This is a genomic window from Micromonospora chaiyaphumensis (genome assembly GCF_900091435.1).
GTDB lineage: Bacteria > Actinomycetota > Actinomycetes > Mycobacteriales > Micromonosporaceae > Micromonospora > Micromonospora chaiyaphumensis.
This window is the reverse complement of sequence record NZ_FMCS01000009.1, coordinates 155947-177983: the sequence shown is the minus strand read 5'-3', so window position 1 is coordinate 177983 and position 22037 is coordinate 155947. Positions and strand designations below refer to the sequence as shown.

Annotated in this window: 17 protein-coding genes; 10 read left to right on the top strand and 7 right to left on the bottom strand. The window is 74.7% G+C overall.

All coding sequences use genetic code 11. The annotated features are described in order from the left end of the window. Window positions 1–59 precede the first annotated feature (59 nt). The 6 genes from GA0070214_RS23495 to GA0070214_RS23470 all read left to right on the top strand — a co-directional run bounded on the left by GA0070214_RS23495 (window position 60) and on the right by GA0070214_RS23470 (window position 7454). The gene (locus tag GA0070214_RS23495) at window positions 60–3437 is read left to right on the top strand and encodes an error-prone DNA polymerase (RefSeq protein WP_091268123.1); all 3378 of its coding nucleotides are present in this window, start codon (window positions 60–62) and stop codon (window positions 3435–3437) included. Window positions 3438–3534: 97 nt separating this feature from the next. Continuing rightward, the gene (locus GA0070214_RS23490) at window positions 3535–3714 is read left to right on the top strand and encodes a hypothetical protein (RefSeq protein WP_091268414.1); all 180 of its coding nucleotides are present in this window, start codon (window positions 3535–3537) and stop codon (window positions 3712–3714) included. Window positions 3715–3728: 14 nt separating this feature from the next. Continuing rightward, window positions 3729–4478: a class I SAM-dependent methyltransferase gene (locus GA0070214_RS23485; protein WP_377463187.1), complete on the top strand. Its 750-nt coding sequence runs from the start codon at window positions 3729–3731 to the stop codon at window positions 4476–4478. Beyond that, window positions 4475–5638: an alkaline phosphatase family protein gene (locus GA0070214_RS23480; RefSeq protein WP_091268117.1), complete on the top strand. Its 1164-nt coding sequence runs from the start codon at window positions 4475–4477 to the stop codon at window positions 5636–5638. The genes GA0070214_RS23485 and GA0070214_RS23480 overlap by 4 nt, the downstream gene beginning before the upstream one ends. Window positions 5639–5683: 45 nt before the next feature. Further along, on the top strand, window positions 5684–6943 hold the full coding sequence (locus GA0070214_RS23475; protein WP_091268114.1) for a DNA polymerase IV: 1260 nt from the start codon (window positions 5684–5686) through the stop codon (window positions 6941–6943). A gap of 115 nt (window positions 6944–7058) precedes the next feature. Beyond that, on the top strand, window positions 7059–7454 hold the full coding sequence (locus tag GA0070214_RS23470) for a DUF3040 domain-containing protein (RefSeq protein ID WP_091268111.1): 396 nt from the start codon (window positions 7059–7061) through the stop codon (window positions 7452–7454). Window positions 7455–7735: 281 nt separating this feature from the next. On the opposite strand, the gene GA0070214_RS23465 is transcribed toward GA0070214_RS23470, so the two are convergent. From GA0070214_RS23465 to GA0070214_RS23455, 3 genes are read right to left on the bottom strand one after another with little or no spacing between them, the layout of a single operon-like run. Continuing rightward, window positions 7736–10204 (bottom strand): transglutaminase TgpA family protein, encoded by a 2469-nt coding sequence (locus GA0070214_RS23465; RefSeq protein WP_091268108.1) that lies wholly within the window; start codon window positions 10202–10204, stop codon window positions 7736–7738. Window positions 10205–10220: 16 nt separating this feature from the next. Beyond that, window positions 10221–11519, bottom strand: coding sequence for a DUF58 domain-containing protein (locus tag GA0070214_RS23460; RefSeq protein ID WP_091268104.1), 1299 nt, complete (start codon window positions 11517–11519; stop codon window positions 10221–10223). Between the two features lies 1 nt (window position 11520). After that, complete coding sequence (locus GA0070214_RS23455; protein ID WP_091268102.1) at window positions 11521–12576, bottom strand: AAA family ATPase; 1056 nt, start codon at window positions 12574–12576, stop codon at window positions 11521–11523. Between the two features lie 427 nt (window positions 12577–13003). On the opposite strand from GA0070214_RS23455, the gene leuS reads away from it, so the two are divergent. Continuing rightward, window positions 13004–15844 (top strand): leucine--tRNA ligase, encoded by a 2841-nt coding sequence (gene leuS, locus GA0070214_RS23450; protein WP_091268098.1) that lies wholly within the window; start codon window positions 13004–13006, stop codon window positions 15842–15844. A gap of 60 nt (window positions 15845–15904) precedes the next feature. Here the strand turns inward: leuS and GA0070214_RS23445 are convergent, their stop codons facing one another. From GA0070214_RS23445 to GA0070214_RS23430, 4 genes are read right to left on the bottom strand one after another with little or no spacing between them, the layout of a single operon-like run. After that, on the bottom strand, window positions 15905–16666 hold the full coding sequence (locus GA0070214_RS23445; protein ID WP_091268094.1) for a phosphotransferase: 762 nt from the start codon (window positions 16664–16666) through the stop codon (window positions 15905–15907). Between the two features lies 1 nt (window position 16667). After that, window positions 16668–17381 (bottom strand): TVP38/TMEM64 family protein, encoded by a 714-nt coding sequence (locus GA0070214_RS23440; RefSeq protein ID WP_091268090.1) that lies wholly within the window; start codon window positions 17379–17381, stop codon window positions 16668–16670. Continuing rightward, window positions 17378–18100, bottom strand: a complete 723-nt coding sequence (locus tag GA0070214_RS23435; RefSeq protein WP_091268085.1) for a type 1 glutamine amidotransferase — start codon at window positions 18098–18100, stop codon at window positions 17378–17380. Before GA0070214_RS23435 ends, GA0070214_RS23440 begins: the two co-directional genes overlap by 4 nt. Then, window positions 18090–19337 carry a MurT ligase domain-containing protein gene (locus tag GA0070214_RS23430; protein ID WP_091268411.1) on the bottom strand — a complete coding sequence of 416 codons (1248 nt, stop codon included), beginning with the start codon at window positions 19335–19337 and terminating at the stop codon, window positions 18090–18092. Before GA0070214_RS23430 ends, GA0070214_RS23435 begins: the two co-directional genes overlap by 11 nt. A gap of 355 nt (window positions 19338–19692) precedes the next feature. Here GA0070214_RS23430 and mraZ point away from each other — a divergent pair, with 355 nt between their 5' ends. From mraZ to ftsL, 3 genes are all read left to right on the top strand, one after another. Continuing rightward, window positions 19693–20124: a division/cell wall cluster transcriptional repressor MraZ gene (mraZ, locus tag GA0070214_RS23425; RefSeq protein WP_073831045.1), complete on the top strand. Its 432-nt coding sequence runs from the start codon at window positions 19693–19695 to the stop codon at window positions 20122–20124. A 204-nt stretch (window positions 20125–20328) separates the two neighbouring features. Then, window positions 20329–21438 carry a 16S rRNA (cytosine(1402)-N(4))-methyltransferase RsmH gene (rsmH, locus tag GA0070214_RS23420; RefSeq protein WP_091268408.1) on the top strand — a complete coding sequence of 370 codons (1110 nt, stop codon included), beginning with the start codon at window positions 20329–20331 and terminating at the stop codon, window positions 21436–21438. Beyond that, window positions 21435–22037 carry a cell division protein FtsL gene (ftsL, locus tag GA0070214_RS23415; RefSeq protein WP_091268082.1) on the top strand — a complete coding sequence of 201 codons (603 nt, stop codon included), beginning with the start codon at window positions 21435–21437 and terminating at the stop codon, window positions 22035–22037. Before rsmH ends, ftsL begins: the two co-directional genes overlap by 4 nt.

Below are 22037 nucleotides of genomic sequence, written 5' to 3'. Positions count from 1 at the left end.
CCCCTCCGGGGGCCGCGAGGTTCCAAGATCTCGACGCGGAACCTTCCGGGAGGCTGCCGGTGAGCTTCCACAACCCGAAGATGCCCTGGTCGGAGCTGGAGCAGGTGCTCTCCGGGCGGCCCGGCGGGCGGTCCGGCAAGGGGCGGCCCAAGGGTGAGCGGCACCTGCACGTGGTGGACCCGCTCGCGGTCGACGCCGACGGCGGCGACTCCCCGGCGTGGAGCCGCAAGCGGCAGGAGTACGCGCCGCCCGAGCTGCCCCGACCCGACGACGCGGTGCCCTACGCGGAGCTGCACGCGCACTCCAACTTCAGCTTCCTCGACGGCGCCAGCCACCCGGAGGAGCTGGCCGAGGAGGCCGCCCGGCTGGGGCTCACCGCGCTCGCCGTCACCGATCACGACGGCTTCTACGGTGTGGTGCGCTTCGCCGAGGCGGCCCGCGCGCTGCACCTGCCGACGGTCTTCGGCGCGGAGCTCTCCCTCGGGCTGCCCGGCCCGCAGAACGGCGAGCCGGACCCGCACGGCGCGCACCTGCTGGTGCTGGCCCACGGCCACGAGGGGTACGCCCGGCTCGCCGCCACCATCGCCCGGGCGCAGCTGCGCGGCGGCGAGAAGGGCCGCCCGGTCTACGGCGAGCTGGAGGAGGTGGCCGCCGAGCTGCGCGACCACGTGCTGGTGCTCACCGGCTGCCGCAAGGGGCACGTGCCCGCCGCGCTGCTCACCGAGGGGGTCGACGCGGCGGCCCGGGAGCTGGACCGGCTCACCGAACTCTTCGGCGCCGAGACGGTGGCGGTGGAGCTGACCGACCACGGGCACCCGCTCGACGCCGACCGCAACGACGCGCTGGCCGAGCTGGCCGCCGCGGCCGGGCTGCCCACGGTGGCCACCAACAACGTGCACTACGCCACCCCGGGGCGGCGCCGGCTGGCCACCACGGTGGCGGCGGTGCGGGCCCGGCGCAGCCTCGACGAGATCGACGGCTGGCTGCCCGCCGCCGCCACCGCCCACCTGCGCAGCGGCGCGGAGATGGCGGCGCGGTTCGCCGCGTACCCGGGTGCGGTGGCCCGCGCCGCCGAGTTCGGCGCGGAACTCGCCTTCGACCTGCAACTTGTCGCGCCGCAGCTGCCGGCGTACCCGGTGCCGCCGGGGCACACCGAGATGAGCTGGCTGCGCCACCTCACCATGGCCGGCGCCCGGGAGCGCTACGGCCCGCCCGAGGCGCACCCGGAGGCGTACGCGCAGCTGGAGCATGAGCTGCGGATGATCGAGGACCTGGGCTTCCCGGGCTACTTCCTGGTGGTCTACGACATCGTCGCGTTCTGCCGCGAGCAGGACATCTACTGCCAGGGCCGGGGCTCGGCGGCCAACTCGGCGGTGTGCTACGCGCTGCGGATCACCAACGTGGACGCGGTGCGGCACCGGCTGCTCTTCGAGCGGTTCCTCGCCCCGGAACGGGACGGCCCGCCCGACATCGACGTGGACATCGAGTCCGACCGCCGGGAGGAGGTGATCCAGCACGTCTACGCCCGGTACGGCCGGGAGCACACCGCCCAGGTCGCCAACGTCATCTCCTACCGGCCGCGGTCGGCGGTGCGGGACGTGGCCAAGGCGTTCGGCTTCTCGCCCGGGCAGCAGGACGCCTGGAGCAAGCAGATCGACCGCTGGGGCTCGGTCGCGGCGGTCGACGTCGAGGACATCCCCGAGCAGGTGGTGGCGTACGCCAACGAGCTGCAGACCTTCCCCCGGCACCTGGGCATCCACTCCGGCGGCATGGTGATCTGCGACCGGCCGGTGATCGAGGTCTGCCCGGTGGAGTGGGGGCGGATGCCGGGCCGCAGCGTGCTCCAGTGGGACAAGGACGACTGCGCCGCCGTCGGCCTGGTCAAGTTCGACCTGCTCGGCCTCGGCATGCTCTCCGCGCTACACTACGGCTACGACTTGATCGGGATGAGCCTGGACCTGGGCGACATGACCCTGGACGACCCAGAGGTCTACGACATGCTCTGCCGGGCCGACTCGGTCGGGGTGTTCCAGGTGGAGAGCCGCGCCCAGATGGCCACCCTGCCCCGGCTCAAGCCCCGCGAGTTCTACGACCTGGTGGTGGAGGTGGCGCTGATCCGGCCCGGCCCGATCCAGGGCGGCTCGGTGCACCCGTACATCCGGCGCAAGAACGGCCAGGAGCCGGTGACCTTCGCGCACCCGCTGATGCGCAACGCGCTGGAGAAGACCCTCGGCGTGCCGCTGTTCCAGGAGCAGCTCATGCAGCTCGCCATCGACCTGGCCGGCTTCGACGCGGCCGGGGCCGACCAGCTGCGCCGGGCCATGGGGGCGAAGCGCTCGGTGGAGCGGATGGCGCAGATCGCCGACCGGCTCTACGCCGGGATGGCCGAGCGGGGCATCACGGGCGACCTGGCCGACGACGTCTACCGCAAGCTCACCGCGTTCGCCAGCTACGGCTTCCCGGAGAGCCACGCCATGAGCTTCGCCTACCTGGTCTACGCCAGCTCCTGGCTGAAGCGCTACCACCCCGGCCCGTTCCTGGCCGCGCTGCTCAACGCCCAGCCGATGGGCTTCTACTCGCCGCAGACCCTGGTCGACGACGCCCGCCGGCACGGCGTCGAGGTCCGCCGGCCGGACATCAACGCCAGCGGCGCCAAGGCCACGCTGGAATCCGGCCCGGAGACCCGGTGGGGGAGCCAGCCGGGGGAGCCGCCGCACGCCTGGGGGCTGGGCGGCCCGGTGGTCCGGCTGGGGCTGGGCAGCGTGCGTACCCTCGGCGACGACGTGGCCGAGCGGATCGAGGCGGAGCGGACGGCCCACGGGCCGTACCGGGACATGCCGGACCTGGCCCGCCGGGTCGGCCTGACCGCGGCGCAGCTGGAGGCGCTGGCCACCGCGGACGCCTTCGCCGGTTTCGGGCTGACCCGCCGGCAGGCCCTCTGGGCCGCCGGCGCGGCGGCCCAGGACCGGCCGGGCCGGCTGCCCGGCACGGTGACCGGCACGGCCCCGCCCACCCTGCCCGGGATGGAGGCGGTGGACCGGCTGGTCGCCGACGTCTGGGCCACCGGCCTGTCCCCGGAGAGCCACCCGGCCCGGTTCATCCGGGACCGGCTGGACGCCCTCGGCGCGGTGCCGATCGCCCGGCTGGGCCGGGTGGAGCCCGGGCAGCGGATCCGGGTCGGCGGGATCGTCACCCACCGGCAGCGCCCGGCGACCGCCGGCGGGGTCACCTTCCTCAACCTGGAGGACGAGACGGGCATGCTCAATGTCACTTGCTCCCCGGGGCTCTGGCAGCGCTACCGTCGAATCGCCCGCACCAGCGGCGCGCTGGTGGTGCGGGGCCGGTTGCAGCGGCACGAGGGCGTCACGAGCCTCACCGCGGACCGGCTGGACGCGATCGAGCCCCCCGTCACGCCGGCGTCCCGGGATTTCCGTTGAGCGGAGTGATCCACATTACGGTTTCCCGAGGCCGGAGGCGGGAGACTCCCGGCACGGGTGGGCAGAGTGGCCCGCCCGGGTATGGGGGATGGACCAGATGACCTTTCACAGCACGTACCCCGGTGGCGTGGCGAACGCCCGACGGACCCGGCTGGGCGCCGGTTGGGCGCCCACCCACGAGGTGGAGCCGCGGGAATACCAGGTGACCGACGGGCCGGTGGCCAACGCCCAGCGCTCCCGCGCCGAGGAGGACCCGGCCGGCGGTGGCGAGTCCTGACCGCGGGCCCGGGGGTGACTAGGCTCGGCGGCGTGGAGCTGACCCGAACCCTCACCCCCCGCACCGCCGTCATCTGGGCGGTGCTCCGGGCCGAGCTGGACCGGCGGGCCGGCGAGCGGCTCACCGTGCTCGACGTCGGCGGCGGGACGGGCGGCTTCGCCGTCCCGCTCGCCGAGGCCGGCCACCGCGTCACCGTGGTCGACGCCAGCCCCGACGCGCTCGCCGCGCTGACCCGCCGGGCCGCCGAGGCCGGGGTCGCCGAGCGGGTACGCGCCGTGCAGGGCGACGGCGACGCGCTCGCCGGGCTGGTCGAGCCGGCCACCGCCGACCTGGTGCTCTGCCACTCGGTGCTGGAGGTCGTGGACGACCCCGCTCCGGTGGTCGCCGCGCTGGCCGCGGCCCTGCGCCCCGGCGGTGCGGCCAGCGTGCTGGTCGCCGGCCGGGCCGCCGCCGTGCTGGCCCGGGCCGTGAACGGGCACCTGGACGTGGCGGCCGCGCTCGCCGCCGACCCGGCCGGCACCGCCGGCCCCCGGGACACCCTGCGCCGCCGCTACGACGCGGACGGCGCCACCGCGCTGCTCGCCGCCGCCGGGCTCACCGTCGAGGAGATCCACGGGGTACGCGTGCTCGCCGACCTGCTCCCGGCCGCCGTGGCGGACGGTCAGGCCGCCGCCCTGGTCGAGCTGGAACGGGCCCTGGCCGCCCGGCCGCCGTACCGCGACCTCGCCGCCCAGCTGCACCTGTTCGCCCGCCGCCCGGCATGACCGGCCCCGCGGTGGGTCCGCTCGACCGGGTCGCGCCCCGCTACGGCGGCGGCAGCCTGGCCGACGTGCTGCCCAGCGCGCTCGCGCTGCTCGGCGTGCCCGGCGCCGCCGATCTGCTCGACCTGACGCCCCGGCTGGCCGGGGTGCGCCGGATCGCCGTGCTGCTGGTCGACGGGCTCGGCTGGTACCAGATCCCCACCGCCGCCCCGTACGCGCCGACGCTGGCCGGGCTGGCCGCCACGGTCGGCGTCCCGCTCACCGCCGGTTTCCCCTCCACCACCCCGACCAGCCTGGTGAGCCTCGGCACCGGCACCCCGTCCGGCGCGCACGGCGTGCTCGGCTTCACCGTCCGGGTGCCCGGCACCGACCGGGTGCTCAACCACGTCGACTGGGCCGGTGACCCCGAGCCGTTTGCCTGGCAGCCGGTCCCGACCTGGTACGAGCGCGCTCGCGCCGCCGGCGTGGCGGTCACCGTGGTCAGCCGCCCCGAGTTTGCCGGCAGCGGCCTCACCCTGGCCGCGAACCGGGGCGGCGACTACCGGGGCGCGGCCGGCGCCGACCCGCTCGCCGAGCGGATGCTCGCCGCCCTGGCCGCCGGCCCCGGGCCGGCCCTGGTCTCCGGCTACCACCCCGACCTGGACCGGCACGGGCACCTCACCGGCGTGGACTCGGCGCCCTGGCGGCTGGCCGCCGCCGAGGTGGACCGGCTGCTCGCCCGGCTGGTCGACGGGCTGCCGCCGGACGCCGCCCTGCTGGTCACCGCCGACCACGGGCAGCTGAACGTGCCCGAAGGGCACCGGATCGACCTGGACACCGACCCCCGGCTGCGGGCCGGCGTCCGGGTGGTGGCCGGCGAGCCCAGGGTGCGCTACCTGCACGTCGAGCCGGGCGCCACCGCCGACGTGGTGGCCGCCTGGTCGGCGGTGCTGGACGGCGCGGCCCGGGTGCTGACCCGGGAGGAGGCGGTGGCCACCGGCTGGTTCGGGCCGGTGCCGGAGGCGCACCTGGGCCGGATCGGCGACGTGGTGGTGGTCTGCCGCGACACGTACGCGTTGGTCGCCACCCGCTCGGAGCCGCCGATGGCGTCGCAGCTGGTGGCGTACCACGGCGCGGACACCGCGGCCGAGATGACGATCCCGCTGCTGGTGGTCCGCGGCTGACCCGCTCCGGGCGAACCTGTCGGACCGGGCGGCTAACCTGCGGGGATGGGCCGCAGTCAGTCGTTGCCCCGGGGCGGTGATCCGCGCTTCGGGCCGGACGCCGACGACACCGGCTGCCCGATCCTGCACGTCGACATGGACGCCTTCTTCGCCTCGGTGGAGGTGCGCCGCCGCCCCGAGCTGCGCGGCCAGCCGGTGGTGGTGGGCGGGATCGGCCCGCGCGGGGTGGTCAGCTCGGCCAGCTACGAGGCGCGCCGCTTCGGCGTCCGCAGCGCCATGCCCACGGCCCGGGCCCGGGCGCTCTGCCCGCACGCGGTCTACCTGCCCCCGGACTTCCCGCAATACTCGGCCGCCTCCCGGGCGGTGATGCGGATCTTCCGTGACGTCACCCCGCTGGTGGAGCCGCTCTCGCTGGACGAGGCGTTCCTCGACGTGGCCGGGGCCCGGCGGCTCTTCGGCAGCCCCACCGAGATCGCCCGGCTGATCCGCCGCCGGGTGGCCGAGGAGCAGGAGCTGACCTGCTCGGTCGGGGTGGCGCCGAGCAAGTTCGTGGCCAAGCTCGGCTCGACCCGGGCCAAGCCCGACGGCCTGCTCGTGGTGCCCGCCGCCCGGGTGCTGGAGTTCCTGCACCCGCTGCCGGTGGCGGCGCTGTGGGGGGTGGGGGAGCGGTCCGCCGAGGCGCTGCAACGGCTGGGCCTGCGCACCGTGGGCGACCTGGCCGAGGCGCCGCCGGGCCTGCTCCGCCGGGCGGTGGGCGAGGCGTCCGCCGCCCACCTGCACGAGCTGGCCTGGGGGCGGGACCCGCGCCGGGTGAGCCCGGAGCACGTGGAGAAGTCGATCGGCGCCGAGGTCACCTTCGACACCGACGTCACCGACCCGGCGGAGATCCGGCGCGCGCTGCTCGCCCTCGCCGAGAAGGCCGGCGCCCGGCTGCGCGCGGCGGGTCAGGTGGGGCGCACCGTGTCGCTCAAGGTCCGGTTGGCCGACTTCCGCACGGTCAGCCGCTCCCGCACGCTCGGTGTGCCCACCGACACCGCCCGGGAGATGTTCGACACGGCCTGGGCGCTCTGGACCGCCCTGGCCCCCGGCGAGCCGGTCCGCCTGGTCGGCGTCCGGATGGAGGGGCTGGCCGCCGCGGAGGAGACGCCGCAGCAGCTCACCCTGGGCGCGCCCGAGCGCGGATGGCGGGAGGCGGAGGCGGCGGCGGACGCCGCGGCCGCCCGATTCGGGCGGTCCGTCATAGGTCCGGCCAGTCTTCTCGGGAAGCGTGATCCCCGGCGACCGGAAAAACCGACCCGGCCGTAGGTCGTCCCGCTTTCCGACGCGCGAGCCCCCTCGTAGACTTGCGGGTAAGCAGCCGGTTGGCTGCCACGGTCTGTCGGCCCGCCCGGGCCGACCAACGTGACCGGGGAGGAGTGCCGTGCCGCTCTCGGAGCACGAGCAGCGGCTGTTCGAGCAGATCGAGCGGTCGCTTGCCGAGGACCCCAAGTTCGCCTCGGCCGTGCGCGCCAGCGACCCGCGTTTCCACGCGCGGCGTCGCGTGCTCGTCGCTGCCGGCGTGGTCATCGCTGGTCTGGCCCTGTTGATCTACGGTGCCGTGATCAAGACGCCCCCGCTGGCCGTGGCGGGCTTCGTCGTCATGCTGGCCTCGTTGGGCTACGCGGTGCAGTCGCACCGCCGATCCCAGTCGCCCGACCTGCACGTGGTCGGCGGCACGACGAGCCGCCGTCGTCCCCGTGGCCGCAGCGGCCGCCGGGGCTCCTTCCTGGACCGGATGGAGGACCGCTGGCGGCAGCGCCCGGAGGGCCACCGCTGAGCACGTCCCGCCCCTGAGGGCGGGCCCTCGCGACGGCGAATCGCCGGGCACCGCCCCCGGCGAGCGTGGTCGCTTCCGCGCGCCCCGATCCGCCCGGTCTCACGCCGCCCCGCCACGCCCACGCACGCCCCACGCCGCGTTGATCAAGAGGTTTGCGTCGGCGTGCGCCCGTTTCCTGACGCAAACCTCTTGATCGACGCGCGCTGGTGGCGACGCCGTGGGTGGAGTTCTGGGACCCGGTCCGGCCCGCCGGCGGGGGAGCGCCGGCGGGCGGAACCGGGTCAGCGGGCCGGTCGGCCCGCCAGGAGACGACGCGGGTTCCAGCGCAACAGTCGCTGCCGCACCTGCCCGGTCGTGGTGACCAGCCGGGTCGAGCGTTCGGTCAGGGCGGTCCGCCAGCGCAGCAGCACCGACGGTGGCAGCAGGGCCGCCAGCAGCCGGGTACGCCGGTTCGCCCGGGCCGCGAGGGCGCCGCGCACCGACCGCAGGGCCGGGTGCAGCTCCTCGCCGGTCAGCGGGTCGCGGGCGTAGCGGGCCCGCTCCTCGGCCCGGCCGAGCAACCGGATCCCGGTCACGGCGGCGGCGTCCTCGGCCAGCGTCTCCCGGGTCAGCCGCTCGGCGGTCGTCCGGGGGGTCTCCGTCAGGTCCACCCGGACGTGGAAGTCGACAAGCGTGTCGAGCAGTTCGTCCCAGGCGGCGTGCGCGTCCGCGCGGGCCCGCTCGGCGTCCACACCCACGACGATCTCGCGGGCCTCACCCCGCTGCCCCGGCACGGCGGCCATGGTGGTCGCCGCGGGCACGCTCGCCCGGGCGCGCCGGCGCCGGCGCAGCGCGGAGCGCCGCAGCGCGGGCACCGCGAGCAGCGCCAGCAGGGCGAGCGCCCCGCCCACCCACCACGGCCAGACCGGGCTCTGCCGGGTCGGACCGCCGTCGCCGACGGCCAGGCCCTGGTCGGCGTCCTTGTCGAGCCGGTCCGGGTCGTCCGCGCCGGCCGACGGGTCGACCCCGCCGGGAGCGGCCGTGCTCCCCGGCAGGGGCGTCACGTCCTCGGGGGCGTCGGTGTCCGGCGCCCAGGCCGAGCGGACCGACCCCTGGACGCTCGCCGCCGGGGTGGCGTCGAAGGGCACCCAGCCGATCCCGCCGAAGTGGACCTCGGTCCAGGCGTGCAGGTTCTTGTTGGTCAGCACGTACGTGCCGTCGCCGGAGTTGCTGCCGTTGGTGAAGCCGAACGCCACCCGGGCCGGGATGCCGGCGGACCGGACCAGCCAGGCCATCGCCGCGGCGTACTGCTGGCAGAAGCCCACCTTGGTGTTGAGGAAGTTGGTGATGTCGTCGCCGCTGGTGCCGCTGCGCGTGGACAGCGAGTAGGTGAAGCCGTTCTCGACCGAGAAGTAGTCGTAGATCGCCCGGACCTTGTCGTAGTCGTTCGTGCGGCCCTTCACCAGCTGGTCGACGAGCTTCTGGACCTCGCGGACGGACGGCGTGACGGTCTGCTGCGCCAGCACCGGGTCGTCGGCCGGTTGCGACGGCGCCGCCCGCAGCGCCGCCGGGCTGAACGTCGACCGGACGTAGTCGAACGAGTAGCGCTTGCCCCGGGAGTTCTCCCGGTTGGAGAACACGATCTGGCGGTTGGCGTCGTAGAGCCAGTTGCCGCTCAGGTCCTCGGTCTTCACCGGCTCCGCGTAGACGGGCAGCAGCGGCATGGTGAGGTTCTTGCTCACCTCGACGCTGGCCTCGTAGCGCTGCTGCGTCACGCCCCGGCCGCCGCGCTCCGTCGGGTCGGGCAGGTTGCGGTTGGCCGGCTTCCCCGAGGGCACCCGCACCCGGAAGCCGGTCGGCAGCAGCTCGTCGGCGACCCCGAAACGCAGGTAGAACGGAGCCGGTTCGTTGGTGGTCACCTTGACCAGCTCGGTCACCTCGCTCTGGTTGAGCTGGCCACTGAGCGCCGCGAACAGGTCGATCCGGCCGGGGCTGCCGCCCTGGCCGGGCCGCCCGTTGCCGGTGCCGGTGCCGTCGCCGACGGCGTTCAGGAGCCCGCCGGTCATCCCGGGCACGGCCAGCGGCAGGGCCACCGCCAGGACCACACCGACCACGGCCAGCCGGCGGCCCGCCGCGGCCAGCGGTGACGCCTCCCAGACGTCGACGTCGCGCCCCTCGCCGGTGAACCGCCGGCCGAACCGGCGTACGCGGTCGACGTTGTCGGTGACCAGCAGCCACAGGTAGCCGCAGGCGCCCACCACGAACGGGGTGGCGGGGACGCTGTCCACGTAGACCGCGACCGGCACCGAGTAGATGGCCAGCATGGGCAGCCCGGCCAGCGCGGGCCGGCGCAGCCCCACGGTGAGCACGTCGACCACCACGGCCACCGCGCCGATGCCGAGCACGGCGAGGAAGAGCAGCGAGTCCACGTCCGGCACCTGCACGCCGTAGGAGCGCATGTCCGACAGGGAGGCGCTCAGCAGGTCACCGAAGTGGGCGAAGGTGGCCGGGGTGGGCACGAACGCGAAGAACTCGGTGCCACCCGGGAAGACCCAGGTCAGGGCGAGCGTGAGACCGGTCAGCATGGCCAGCACCTGACCCCACAGGGGTGCCCGGGCCAGCCGGCTCAGCGCGGCCGCGCCGGCCACGACGGCGACCACGATGGCCGCCTGGATGAGCCAGGTCCAGCGCTCGAAGATCGCCGACAGCGGGGCCGCCGCCAGCAGGGTCGCCGCCGCGGCGACGAAGCCGAGGTTGCGGTGCGCGGTCACGGGTCCACCCTTCGGGTCATCGCACGCCTCCGGCCACCGTCTCGGCCAGCGCCGCCCGCAGCGCGAAGCCCTGCGACCCGCGCGCCGCCTGTGGCCAGAGCACCGGCAGCCGGTTGCCGTGCTCCACCCCGATGACCCGCCAGCCGCTCTGCAGCAGGGCGAGCACCGCGGCGCCGTGCGCGTGCTCCGCCTCGGCCCGGGCCTTCGGCGGCAGGTTCAGCCAGGTGTTGCTGTCGAGCAGGAAGCCCACGCAGGTGGCGCCGTTGCCGCGCAGCCCGGCCAGCAGCTCGGCCTCGGCGGTGCTCAGCGTGCCGAGGAGCGCGATGATCAGGCCGCCGTCGGCGCGCTGCCGGACCTGCTGCACCAGCGTGGTGAGCTCGCCCCGCTTGTCGAGGTGCACCTCGGCGAGGTGGTCGAGGAGCACGCCCTCGCCCCCGGCCTCGGTGGCGTCCACGTCCGCGCCGTTGCCGGTGACCAGGCGCAGCTTGTAGCCGGCCTGGCGCAGGTGCACCGCGATGCTGGCGGCCGTCGAGACCGCCCACTCGAAGCTCGCCGTCGGCCCCTCGCCCCGGTGCCCGGCGGCCCGGGTGTCCAGCACCACGGTGGCCCGGCTCTCCCAGGGCTGCTCCTCCCGGCGCACCATCAGCTCGCCGGTGCGGGCCGTCGACTTCCAGTGCACCCGGCGCAGGTCGTCACCCATCCGGTACTCCCGGGTGGCCGCGTCGTCCTCGCCGTGCACCGCCACCGAGCGGGCCCGGCTGTCGCCGCTGCCCGCGTACTCGCCGGGGAGGCGGACCGGGGGCAGTGGGGTGACCTGCGGGATCACCGTCAGGTGGTCGGTGCTGGGGAACGCCCGGCTCAGCTCGCAGAGCCCGAACGGGTCGGTCAGCCGGATCACCAGCGGCCCGACCTCGTAACGGCCGCGGACGTCGGCCCGGACCGTGTAGGCCACCGAGCTGGCCTGGTGGGCGCCGAGGCGCTCCAGCACCACCCGCGGCCGGCTGCCGAGCGCGTAGGGCAGCCGGTCCTCCAGCAGCAGGGTGCCGGTGGGCAGCCGGGACAGGTTCTGCAGCCGCAGCACCACGCGGGAGCTGGCCCCGACCGGCGCCCGGTGCGGCTCCAGCGACCGGCTGCAGGCGAGCTTGTAGCGGCTGCGCCCGACGTAGGCCGCCGCGAGCAGCGGCAGGATGGCGAGCAGGACGGCCACCCGGAGCAGGTCCTTCTCGCCGAGGATGGCGGCGGAGATCGCGGCGGCGACCGCGGCCGCCAGGAAGGAACGGCCGCGGGTGGTCAGCCCTCGCAGCCCGTCGCGCACCTCACGGCCTCCGCGGCTCGTACGGCCCGCGCCCGTTGTTGGGGGCCGGGGGGCGGGTGTCGTAGGGCGAGCGCTTGCGGTCGTGCGGGAGCGGGAGGCGGTGCACCAGCTCGGCGACGATCGCGTCGGTGGTGCGCCGGGCCAGCTGCGCGTCGGCGGTCGGGATGATCCGGTGCGCCAGCACCGGCACCGCGAGGGCCTGGAGGTCGTCGGGCAGCACGTAGTCGCGGCCCTCCAGGGCGGCCACCGCGCGGGCCGTGCGCAGCAGCTGGAGGGTGGCCCGCGGGGATGCGCCGAGCCGCAGGTCGGGAGCCTCGCGGGTGGCGGTGACCAGGTCGATCGCGTACTGCTTGACGGCGTCGGCGACGTGCACCTGCCGGACGTGGCCGATCAGCCGGCGGACGGTGGCCGCGTCGGAGACCGGCCGCAGCTCGTGCAGCGGGTCGGTGGCGCCGTGGCCGTCCAGCATGGCCAGCTCGGCGCCCGGGTCCGGGTAGCCCATGGCGATCCGGGCGGTGAACCGGTCGCGCTGCGCCTCCGGCAGCGGGTAGGTCCCCTCCATCTCGATCGGGTTCTGCGTCGCGATCACCATGAACGGGGTCTGCAGCTGGTAGGTCACGCCGTCGACCGTGACCTGCCGCTCCTCCATGCACTCCAGCAGCGCCGACTGGGTCTTCGGCGAGGCCCGGTTGATCTCGTCGCCGACCACCAGGTTGGCGAAGACCGCGCCCGGCCGGAACTCGAAGTCGTGCGTCTCCTGGTTGTAGACGCTGACCCCGGTGACGTCGCTGGGCAGCAGATCGGGGGTGAACTGGATCCGGCGCACCGAGCAGTCGATCGACCGGGCCAGGGCCTTGGCCAGCTTCGTCTTGCCGACGCCGGGCACGTCCTCGATCAGCAGGTGGCCCTCGGCGAGCAGCACCGCCAGCGCGAGCCGGACGGTGGCCGTCTTGCCCTCGATGACCTGCTCGATGTTGGCCACGATGGCCTCGCTGGCGGCGCGGAACTCGTCGTGCGGCAGCAGACCGCCCACCTCGTCCCAGGTCTGTTGTGTCACGGGCCTCCTCCTCGTCGCCGGACGGCAGCTCTGTATAGAGCACCTGGACCCGCCGTTGGGTTCGCGACGCCGAGCCTCGTCTGCCGCAAAAATCTCACTGGCCTCTCAGGCTAACCATGTTTCTCGTTGTCGCCGACCCCCGCAGCCCGTCGGCCGGTTACGCCCGGAATATTCGCCGGACCGGGGGACGTGTGGCCGGCCCGCGGGCGGGTAGCCCGGTTCCGGTTTCCGTGCCGAGGGCGGCGGGCGACCGGCGGGAGCCGCCGACGGGGTACACTGCCGGTCATGGCCGGAGTCTTCCTGCTTCTTACCGAGCCGTGCTGATGCGCTGAGAGCGCGACAGCACGGCGGCCCCTCCTGCGCGAGGGGCTTTTTCATGCCCGCAGCAGACCTCCGATACCCGACATGACCGCGCCGAGGAGACGCCATGAGTGAGGCAGCCGCACCGGCCACCGACATCCCCCCGTTCCGCTACACCGCCGCCCTGGCCGAGGAGATCGAGCAGCGCTGGCAGGACACCTGGGAGCGGGAGGGCACCTTCCACGCGCCGAACCCGGCCGGTCCGCTGGCCGACCCGGCCCACCCGCGCGCGGGCGCCGAGAAGCTGTACGTGCTGGACATGTTCCCCTACCCGTCCGGCGCGGGCCTGCACGTCGGCCACCCGCTGGGCTACATCGGCACCGACTGCTACGCCCGCTACCAGCGGATGGCCGGGCGCAACGTGCTGCACGCGATGGGCTTCGACGCGTTCGGCCTGCCCGCCGAGCAGTACGCCGTGCAGACCGGCACCCACCCCCGGACCACCACCGTGGCCAACATCGAGCGGTACAAGGCGCAGCTGCGCCGGCTGGGGCTGGGCCACGACGAGCGGCGCTCGGTGGCGACCATCGACACCGACTTCTACCGCTGGACCCAGTGGATCTTCCTGCAGGTCTTCAACTCCTGGTACGACGCGGACGCGAAGACAGCCCGTCCGATCGCCGAGCTGATCGCCGAGTTCGAGGGGGGCACCCGGCCCACCCCGGACGGCCGGGCGTGGGCCGAGCTGACCGTGGGCGAGCGGCGGAAGATCGTCGACGACCACCGGCTGGCGTACGTCTCGGAGGCGCCGGTGAACTGGTGCCCGGGGCTGGGCACCGTGCTGGCCAACGAGGAGGTCACCGCCGACGGCCGCTCCGAGCGGGGCAACTTCCCGGTCTTCAAGCGGAACCTGAAGCAGTGGATGATGCGGATCACCGCGTACGGGGACCGGCTGCTGGAGGACCTGGACACGCTGGACTGGCCCGAGCCGATCAAGCTGCAGCAGCGCAACTGGATCGGCCGGTCGACCGGCGCGCACATCGACTTCCCGACCGAGCGCGGCCCGGTCCGGGTGTTCACGACCCGGCCGGACACCGTCTTCGGCGCCACCTACATGGTGCTGGCCCCCGAGCACGAGCTGGTCGACGTGCTGGTGCCGGCCGCCTGGCCGGAGGGCACGAAGGAGGCCTGGACCGGCGGGCACGCCAGCCCGCGGGCCGCCGTCGAGGCGTACCGGAAGGCCGCCGCGGCCAAGACGGACGTGGAGCGGCAGGCGGAGACCAAGGAGAAGACCGGTGTCTTCGTCGGCGCCTGGGCGACCAACCCGGTCACCGGCGGGCGGATCCCGATCTTCATCGCCGACTACGTGCTGGCCGGCTACGGCACCGGCGCGATCATGGCGGTGCCGGCGCAGGACGAGCGGGACTGGGAGTTCGCCGAGGTCTTCGACCTGCCGATCGTGCGCACCGTGCAGCCGGCGGAGGGCTTCGACGGCAAGGCGTGGACCGGCGACGGCCCGGCGATCAACAGCGCGGCGCCCGACCGCGGCCTGGACCTGAACGGCCTGGGGGTGGCCGACGCCAAGGCGCGGATCATCGAGTGGCTGGAGGCCAACGGCCACGGCGCCGGCGCGGTCACCTGGCGCCTGCGGGACTGGCTGTTCTCCCGGCAGCGCTACTGGGGCGAGCCGTTCCCGATCGTCTACGACGAGACCGGGGCGCCCATCGCGCTGCCCGAGTCGATGCTGCCGGTCGAGCTGCCCGAGGTCGACGACTTCTCGCCGAAGACGTTCGACCCGGAGGACGCCGACAGCAACCCGGAGACCCCGCTGTCCCGGCGGCGCGACTGGGTCGAGGTGGAGCTGGACCTGGGTGACGGCCCGAAGCGCTACACCCGCGAGACCAACGTGATGCCGCAGTGGGCCGGCTCCTGCTGGTACGAGCTGCGCTACCTGGACCCGACCGACTCGCGGCGCTTCGCCGAGCCGGAGAACGAGGCGTACTGGATGGGGCCGCGCGGCGCGGGCGACTGCGGGGGCACCGACCTGTACGTCGGCGGCGCCGAGCACGCCGTGCTGCACCTGCTGTACGCGCGCTTCTGGCACAAGGTGCTGTACGACCTGGGCCACGTCTCGTCCTTCGAGCCGTTCCGCCGGCTGTTCAACCAGGGCTACATCCAGGCGTACGCCTTCACCGACCCGCGCGGCGCCTACGTGCCGGCCGAGGAGGTCGTCGAGGTCGACGGCCGCTACTTCCACGGCGAGACGGAGGTCAGGCGCGAGTACGGCAAGATGGGCAAGTCCCTGAAGAACGTCGTCACCCCGGACGAGATGTGCGCGGCGTACGGCGCGGACACCTTCCGGGTGTACGAGATGTCGATGGGTCCGCTGGAGGTGTCCCGCCCCTGGGAGACCCGGGCGGTGGTCGGCTCGTACCGGTTCCTGCAGCGGGTCTGGCGCGCCGTGGTCGACGAGCGGACCGGCGCGGTGCGGGTCACCGACGCGCCGGCCGACGAGGCCACCCGGCGGCTGCTGCACAAGGTGATCGACGGGGTCCGCGGCGACATGGAGGCGATCCGGTTCAACACCGCCATCGCCAAGCTGATCGAGCTGACCAACGGGCTGACCCGGCTGGCGGAGACCCCGCGCGAGGTGGCCGAGCCGCTGGTGCTGATGGTGGCGCCGTTCGCCCCGCACGTCGCCGAGGAGCTGTGGCGGCGGCTGGGCCACGACACCTCGCTGACGTACGCGGACTTCCCGACCGCCGACCCGGCGCTGCTGGTCGCCGAGACGGTGACCTACCCGGTGCAGGTCAACGGCAAGGTCCGGGGCCGGGTCGAGGTGGCCGCCGACGCGTCCGAGGACGACGTCCGCGCGGCCGCGCTGGAGGCCGTGGCCGGCGCGCTGGCCGGCAAGGAGCCGCGCAAGGTCATCGTGGTGAAGGGCCGGATGGTCTCCGTCGTGGCCTGACCCGGCGGGTTCGGCGGAGGCGCGTTCCGGGTTCGGGGCGCGCCTCCGCCGTGTCCGGGATCAACCGGTCCGGAGGGCTGCCTCGACCGTCGCGCGGTGCCGGCGCAACCACCCGTGCCAGCCGCGTACCGCGTCGACCGCGCCCGCCGCGCGGAGCCGGCGCATGCCCGGCTCGTCCCGGTCGGCGCCCGCGTCGATGCCCCGCCAGGTGCCGTCGAGCTGGTCGAGCATGACGGCGGCCAGCTCGCCCCGCGGCAGGGACACCCCGGGGGCCGCAGCCTCGTAGGCGTCGCACAGCAGCCGGCACCGCCGGGCCAGCTCGATCGGGTCGGCGTCGCCGCCCAGCGCGCTCCAGTGCCAGCCGGCGAACGCCACGTCCTCGATCCGCCGGCCCGGCCCGGCCAGGTCCCAGTCCAGGAACGCCACCGGCAGCGGCCCCGCCGGCGAGTCCCGGTAGACGGTGTTCTTCGGCGACAGGTCCCGGTGGCAGACCGTCTCCGCGTCGCCGGCCAGCGGGCTGCCGGCGCAGGCGTCGTGCAGTGCCCGGATCAGCTCGGCCAGCCGGGTGAGGGCCGGGTCGGCGAAGAAGGCGGGGTCCTCGCGGTCCCGCCAGGGCACCCGCCCGGCGAGGTGGGTGAGCACCTGCCGGCCCTGCTCGTCCACCCCGAGGTGGCGCGGCGCCAGGCCGGGCGCGGTCGTGGCCAGGTGCCGCAGCAGGGCCGTCACGACCTCGGCCCGGGCCGGGGGAGTGCGGCGGACGGTGTCGCCGATCCGGACCACCTCGGTGACGAAGCCGCCGGGCAGCCGTTCCTCCGCGGCCATCTCAGCTCGGGCCCAGCCGGCGGTGCCGCTCCGCCCGCCACCAGCGGTGGATGATGACCGCGCTGGCGATCAGGCCGAGGCTGGCCGGGGCCGCGGCGTACCAGTTGATCGAGTCGGGGGAGCTGACCGCCGCCCCGATGGCCGCGTAGCCGATCGCGGTGGGGGCCGCGGCGATCACGCTGCCGGCCAGGAACGGCAGCACCCGCGCCCCGGTGGTGCCGTAGCCGTAGCTGACCAGCCCGAACCCGGCGATCGGCAGCAGCCGGACGGTCATCACGCCGAACACGGTCTGCCGCGCGAACCAGCCGTCCAGCCGGGCCAGCCGGCCGCGGACCCGCTCGGCGACGAACTGCCGGCCCAGCAGGCGGCCGACCGCGAAGCCGAGCGCCGCCGCGAGCAGCGCCGCGCCGAGGGCGTAGGCGGCGCCCTGCACCGGGCCGAAGATCGCCCCGGCGGCCAGCGTGACGAAGGTACGCGGGACCAGCGCCACGAGCAGCAGCGCGCCGCCCACCACGGCCGCGACCGGCGCGTACCCGCCGAGCGAGTCGGCCAGCCGGGGCAGGTCGCCCGGATCCGGGCGGGGGACCACCAGCAGCGCGACGCCGAACGCCGCTAGCAGCAGGAGCAGCAGCGCGAACCGGCGCGCCGACGGCTGCCGGAGCAACCGGGCGAACCGGCGGGATCGTCGCCGCCACGGTCGGGCGGCGCCGGTCATGCCCTCGCGGCGTCGGCCACCGCGGTGCGGCGCTCGGACCGGAGCCGGTCGGCCCACGTGTCGTCGAGCGGGGGGAGCTGGTGGACGCCGGTCGCCCAGCGCAGCAGCAGGTCGGCCAGGGCGGGGTTGCGGGCCAGCGCCGGCCCGTGCGAATAGGTGCCGAGCAGCTTGCCGCGCCAGGCGCCCTCGGTGGTCCCGTCGTTGCCCACCCCGGCCGTGACCCGGGCCAGCGGCGACACGCCGGGCCCGAGGTGGGTCCGCCCGCCGTGGTTCTCGAACCCGGTCAGGTACGGGATGCCCAGCCGCGGGTCGACCTCGCCGGCCAGCTCGCCGACCGCCCGGGTGGGACCCCGGTCGGAGGAGATGTCCAGCAGTTCGAGGCCGGTGCACCGGGTGCCCTTGGCGAAGAACGAGGTGCCCAGCAGTTGGTAGCCGGCGCAGACGCCGAACACCACCGAGCCCTGGGCCACCGCCCGGTGCAGGCCGCCGTCGGCGATGAGCCGCTGCGCGCCCAGTGCCTGCGGGCCGTCCTCGCCGCCACCGATCAGGTAGATGTCGGCGGTGGCGGGCAGCCGCTGGTCGGAGCGGACCTCCAGCACCTCGACCGGCATGCCGCGCAGCTGGGCCCGGCGGGCCAGGATCAGCGCGTTGCCCCGGTCGCCGTAGGTCGACAGCAGGTCGGGATAGATCCAGACGATGCGCAGGCTCTCAGTTGACACGGTCCAGCTCCGCTCGGATGTCCTGGAAGGCGGTGTAGTTGGCGATGACCTCGAGCCGGCCCGGCGGCACCGCGCGGACCGCGTCGTCGAAGGTCCGCACGTGCTGGAACGGCACCCCGTTGACGTCGAGCCGTACGGCCAGGTCGTAGGCCCGGTCGCCGGTGATCAGCACCTGCCGGCCGGCCAGCGGGGAGAAGTCGACGTCGAAGAGCCAGGAGGTGTCCAGCCCGTCGGGGTCGCGCGCGTTGATGGAGAGCAGTGTCGGCGCGACGTCGGCCATGTCGAACGCCTCCAGCCAGCTGGCCGGGTTCTTGGCCAGCAGCAGCCGGATGTTGCGCCCGTCCCGGTCGACCTGGGCGTAGCGGCCGGCCACCGAGGTGACCACCCCGAGCCGGGAGACCGCGTCGACGGGGCGTACCCCGAACTCGGCGGCGACCGCCAGGGCGGTGGCCGCGTTGCCGAGGTTGACCTTGCCGGGGAGCTGGAGCTGCACCTTGTGCCAGGCGCCGGTGGGGTCGAGCACGCCGTCGTCCTCGACCGTCCACTGCGGCTGGGGGCGGCGCAGCGGGCAGCCGGTGCACCACCACTGCTCCCCGGAGCGCTGGATGGTGGAGCCGCACTCGGGGCAGACCCAGGAGTCGTCGTGCCAGCGCTGGCCGGCGCTGAACCAGGTGACGTGCGGCGGGACGTGGCCCTGGGCCGGGTCGGCCGGCGGGGTGGCGGCCCACACCACCATCGGGTCGTCGGCGTTGGCGACCACCCGCACGTCGGGGTGCCGGACCAGCGCGGCGCGCCAGAGCTGCGCCATCATGGCGACCTCCTTGGCCCGGTCGAGCTGGTCGCGGGAGAGGTTGAGCAGCGCCACCACGTGCGGCTCGGTGGCCTCCAGCACCTGGGCGAGGTAGTGCTCGTCCACCTCCAGCACCGCGTAGGGGGTGCTGCCGGCCTTGGCCAGCGCCGAGGTGTGCCCGGTGGGCATGTTGGCGCCGAAGGAGTTGGTGGCGACCCGGCCGAGCACGCCGACGGCGGCCGTGGTGAGCCGGGTGGTGGTGGTCTTGCCGTTGGTGCCGGACACCAGGGCGATGGCCCGCCCGGCCGAGAGGTGGGCGAGCAGGTCCGGGTCGATCTTGAGGCCGATCCAGCCGCCGATGACCGAGCCGTCGCCACGGCCCGCGGCCCGCGACAGCGCCGCGGCGGTCCGCGACACGGAGCTGGCCACCTTTGCCCGCAGGGGCATCTTCGCGTCCGTCACCCGAGCGAGGTTACCGGACCACCGGGCCCACCAGATCGCCGCCGAGGGCGATCCGTTCGGCCGGGGACGTCCGGCGGACGGCCAGCGTGCGCTCCGCCGGACGGAGTCGATCAATGTCGGGAAGCGGACCCCGGCGGCGGCCCGCCGCGCCCCTCCACTCCGCCCCACCCCCGTTGACGTGCGGTTTTGCGCGCGCAAACGCCACGCCACGCGGGCGTTTCTGGTTGCGGGTGGAGGGAAGTGGAGTAGAGTGGGGCGCGATGGTGAGGCCGGGAGGGCCGCACCGGCCCGGGGGGTCAGCGGCGCCGCGAACGCCGCTCAGGGCGAGGGGGTTGGGCCGATGTTCCTCGGCACCCACACTCCGCGCCTGGACGACAAAGGCCGGTTGATCCTTCCGGCGAAGTTCCGGGACGAGCTGGCGGGGGGTGTCGTGATCACCAAAGGGCAGGAGCGCTGCCTCTACGTCTTCCCGATGCCGGAGTTCCAGCGGATCGCCGACCAGTTGCGCGCGCAGCCGATGACGAGCAAGGCGGCCCGGGCCTACAGCCGGGTCTTCTTCGCCAGCGCGCACGACGAGGTGCCGGACAAGCAGGGACGGGTCACCATCCCCGGGCACCTCCGGTCGTACGCCGCGCTCGACCGCGACCTGGTCGTGATCGGGGCGAGCACCCGGGTGGAGATCTGGGACAGGGCGGCCTGGGAGGCCTACCTCGCGGAGAGCGAAGACGACTTCGCCGACATCGAGGAGGGGGTGCTGCCCGGCGGTCTGTAGGGCGTGACGGCGCCCGACGTACTGCGAGATCTCCAGCCGCTTTCGAGTTCCTGGCACCCCTTCCCCGGTGCCAGGCGCACGATCCGATACGGAGGGCCGCGGCCTCCGGCGGGCGGGAGCGGATGGGGATCTGGCGGTATGGCGAGGCGTCGTGGCGACGACGGACACAGGGACGGAAGCGGGATTCAACCAGTGGGGGTCGAGATGGGGGAGCTACGCGGCACGCACGTGCCGGTGCTGCTCGAGCGGTGTCTCGAGCTGCTGGCCCCCGCACTGGGCCGGCCCGGCCGCACCGTCCACGTCGACGCCACGCTCGGCCTGGCCGGGCACGCCGAGGCGGTGCTCGAGGCGCACCCCGACACGGTGCTGATCGGGCTGGACCGGGACACCGAGGCCCTCGCCCACGCGCGGGTCCGGCTGGCCCGGTTCGCCGACCGGATTCACCTGGAGCACGCCGTCTACGACGAGCTGCCCGAGGTGCTCGACCGGCTCGGCTACCCGGCCATCGACGGGATCCTGTTCGATCTCGGCGTCTCGTCCCTGCAACTGGACGCGCCCGACCGCGGGTTCGCCTACGCGCAGGACGCGCCGCTGGACATGCGGATGGACCAGACCCGGGGGGTGACCGCCGAGGAGGTGGTCAACACCTACTCCCACCCGGACCTGGCCCGGGTGCTGCGGGTGTACGGCGAGGAGAAGTTCGCCGGGAAGATCGCCTCGGCGATCATCCGGGAGCGCGAGCGGGCGCCGATCACCTCGTCGGCGCGACTGGCCGAGCTGGTCCGGGAGAGCATTCCGGCACCAGCCCGACGAACCGGGGGACACCCGGCAAAGAGAACGTTTCAGGCTTTACGGATCGAGGTAAACAGGGAACTGGCAGCGCTGGAGACGGCGCTGCCGGCCGCTCTGGACAAGCTCACCGTGGGCGGCCGCATGGTGGTCCTGTCCTACCACTCGCTGGAGGACCGGCTCACCAAGCAGGCGCTCGCCGACCGGGTCCGCAGCAAGGGCCCGGTCGACCTCCCGGTCGAACTGCCCGGGTCGGGTCCGACGTTCCGGCTGCTCAGCCGGGGCGCGGAGCTGCCCGGGGAGGCCGAGGTCGCCGCGAATCCGCGCGCCGCCTCGGTGCGGCTGCGGGCCGCGGAGCGGCTCGATCCGGAGGCGGCCCGGCAGGGGCGTACCGACCGCGAACGGTACCGCCGCCGGGTGAAGGCGATGCACCAACCGGGGACGGGGTCACCGGGGTCCGGTGAGGACCCGCGGTCGGCGCCGGGGGACGGGAACGGGACGGACGAAGAGGGGGAGGGGACATGAACGTCAACCAGCGCGACGGCCGGGACACCGGCATCGGGCAGCGCGCACCGCGGTCGGGGGGCCGGACCGCGGCGCAGCGTGCCCCGCGCGGCAGCACGTCGACGGTGGCGGCCGACCGGCCCGACCGTCGGGGGGAGACTCGCGCCCGGGGGGCGCGCGAGTTCGCCACCCAGGGCAGCGCCGCGCTGAAGCCGGCCGAGCGCGCCCGGACCACCGGCGGCAGCTCGCCGCGGCTGCGGGTCGCCCCGCCGCCGCCGGTCCGCGTGCCGCGGGCGCCGTTCGTCGGCCTGATCCTGGTGCTCGTGGTCGGCGGGGTGCTCGGCATCCTGGCGGTCAACACCAAGATCAACGAGAACGCGTTCAAGCTGGAGAAGCTCCAGCAGCAGCAGGCCAAGCTCGACGTCGACCAGCAGCAGCTGGAGAAGGAGATCGCCGACCAGAAGGCGCCCGGCAACCTGACGGCCAACGCCCGCAAGCTGGGCCTGGTCGACTCCGACGAGCTGGCCTACATCCGGCTCCCGGACGGCAAGGTGATCGGCGTCCCGCACCCGGTCGAGGGTGCGCCCGCGATCACCAGCCAGCAGGGCAACGGAGGCTGA

What these genes read in the sequence shown, in the direction of transcription:
- GA0070214_RS23490 (WP_091268414.1), top strand. Translation starts at nt 3,535, where the DNA reads ATGACCTTTCACAGCACGTACCCCGGTGGCGTGGCGAACGCCCGACGG.
- rsmH (WP_091268408.1), top strand. Translation starts at nt 20,329, where the DNA reads ATGGGGGAGCTACGCGGCACGCACGTGCCGGTGCTGCTCGAGCGGTGT.
- GA0070214_RS23445 (WP_091268094.1), bottom strand. Translation starts at nt 16,666, where the DNA reads ATGGCCGCGGAGGAACGGCTGCCCGGCGGCTTCGTCACCGAGGTGGTC.
- mraZ (WP_073831045.1), top strand. Translation starts at nt 19,693, where the DNA reads ATGTTCCTCGGCACCCACACTCCGCGCCTGGACGACAAAGGCCGGTTG.
- leuS (WP_091268098.1), top strand. Translation starts at nt 13,004, where the DNA reads ATGAGTGAGGCAGCCGCACCGGCCACCGACATCCCCCCGTTCCGCTAC.
- GA0070214_RS23475 (WP_091268114.1), top strand. Translation starts at nt 5,684, where the DNA reads ATGGGCCGCAGTCAGTCGTTGCCCCGGGGCGGTGATCCGCGCTTCGGG.
- GA0070214_RS23430 (WP_091268411.1), bottom strand. Translation starts at nt 19,337, where the DNA reads ATGCCCCTGCGGGCAAAGGTGGCCAGCTCCGTGTCGCGGACCGCCGCG.
- ftsL (WP_091268082.1), top strand. Translation starts at nt 21,435, where the DNA reads ATGAACGTCAACCAGCGCGACGGCCGGGACACCGGCATCGGGCAGCGC.
- GA0070214_RS23480 (WP_091268117.1), top strand. Translation starts at nt 4,475, where the DNA reads ATGACCGGCCCCGCGGTGGGTCCGCTCGACCGGGTCGCGCCCCGCTAC.
- GA0070214_RS23440 (WP_091268090.1), bottom strand. Translation starts at nt 17,381, where the DNA reads ATGACCGGCGCCGCCCGACCGTGGCGGCGACGATCCCGCCGGTTCGCC.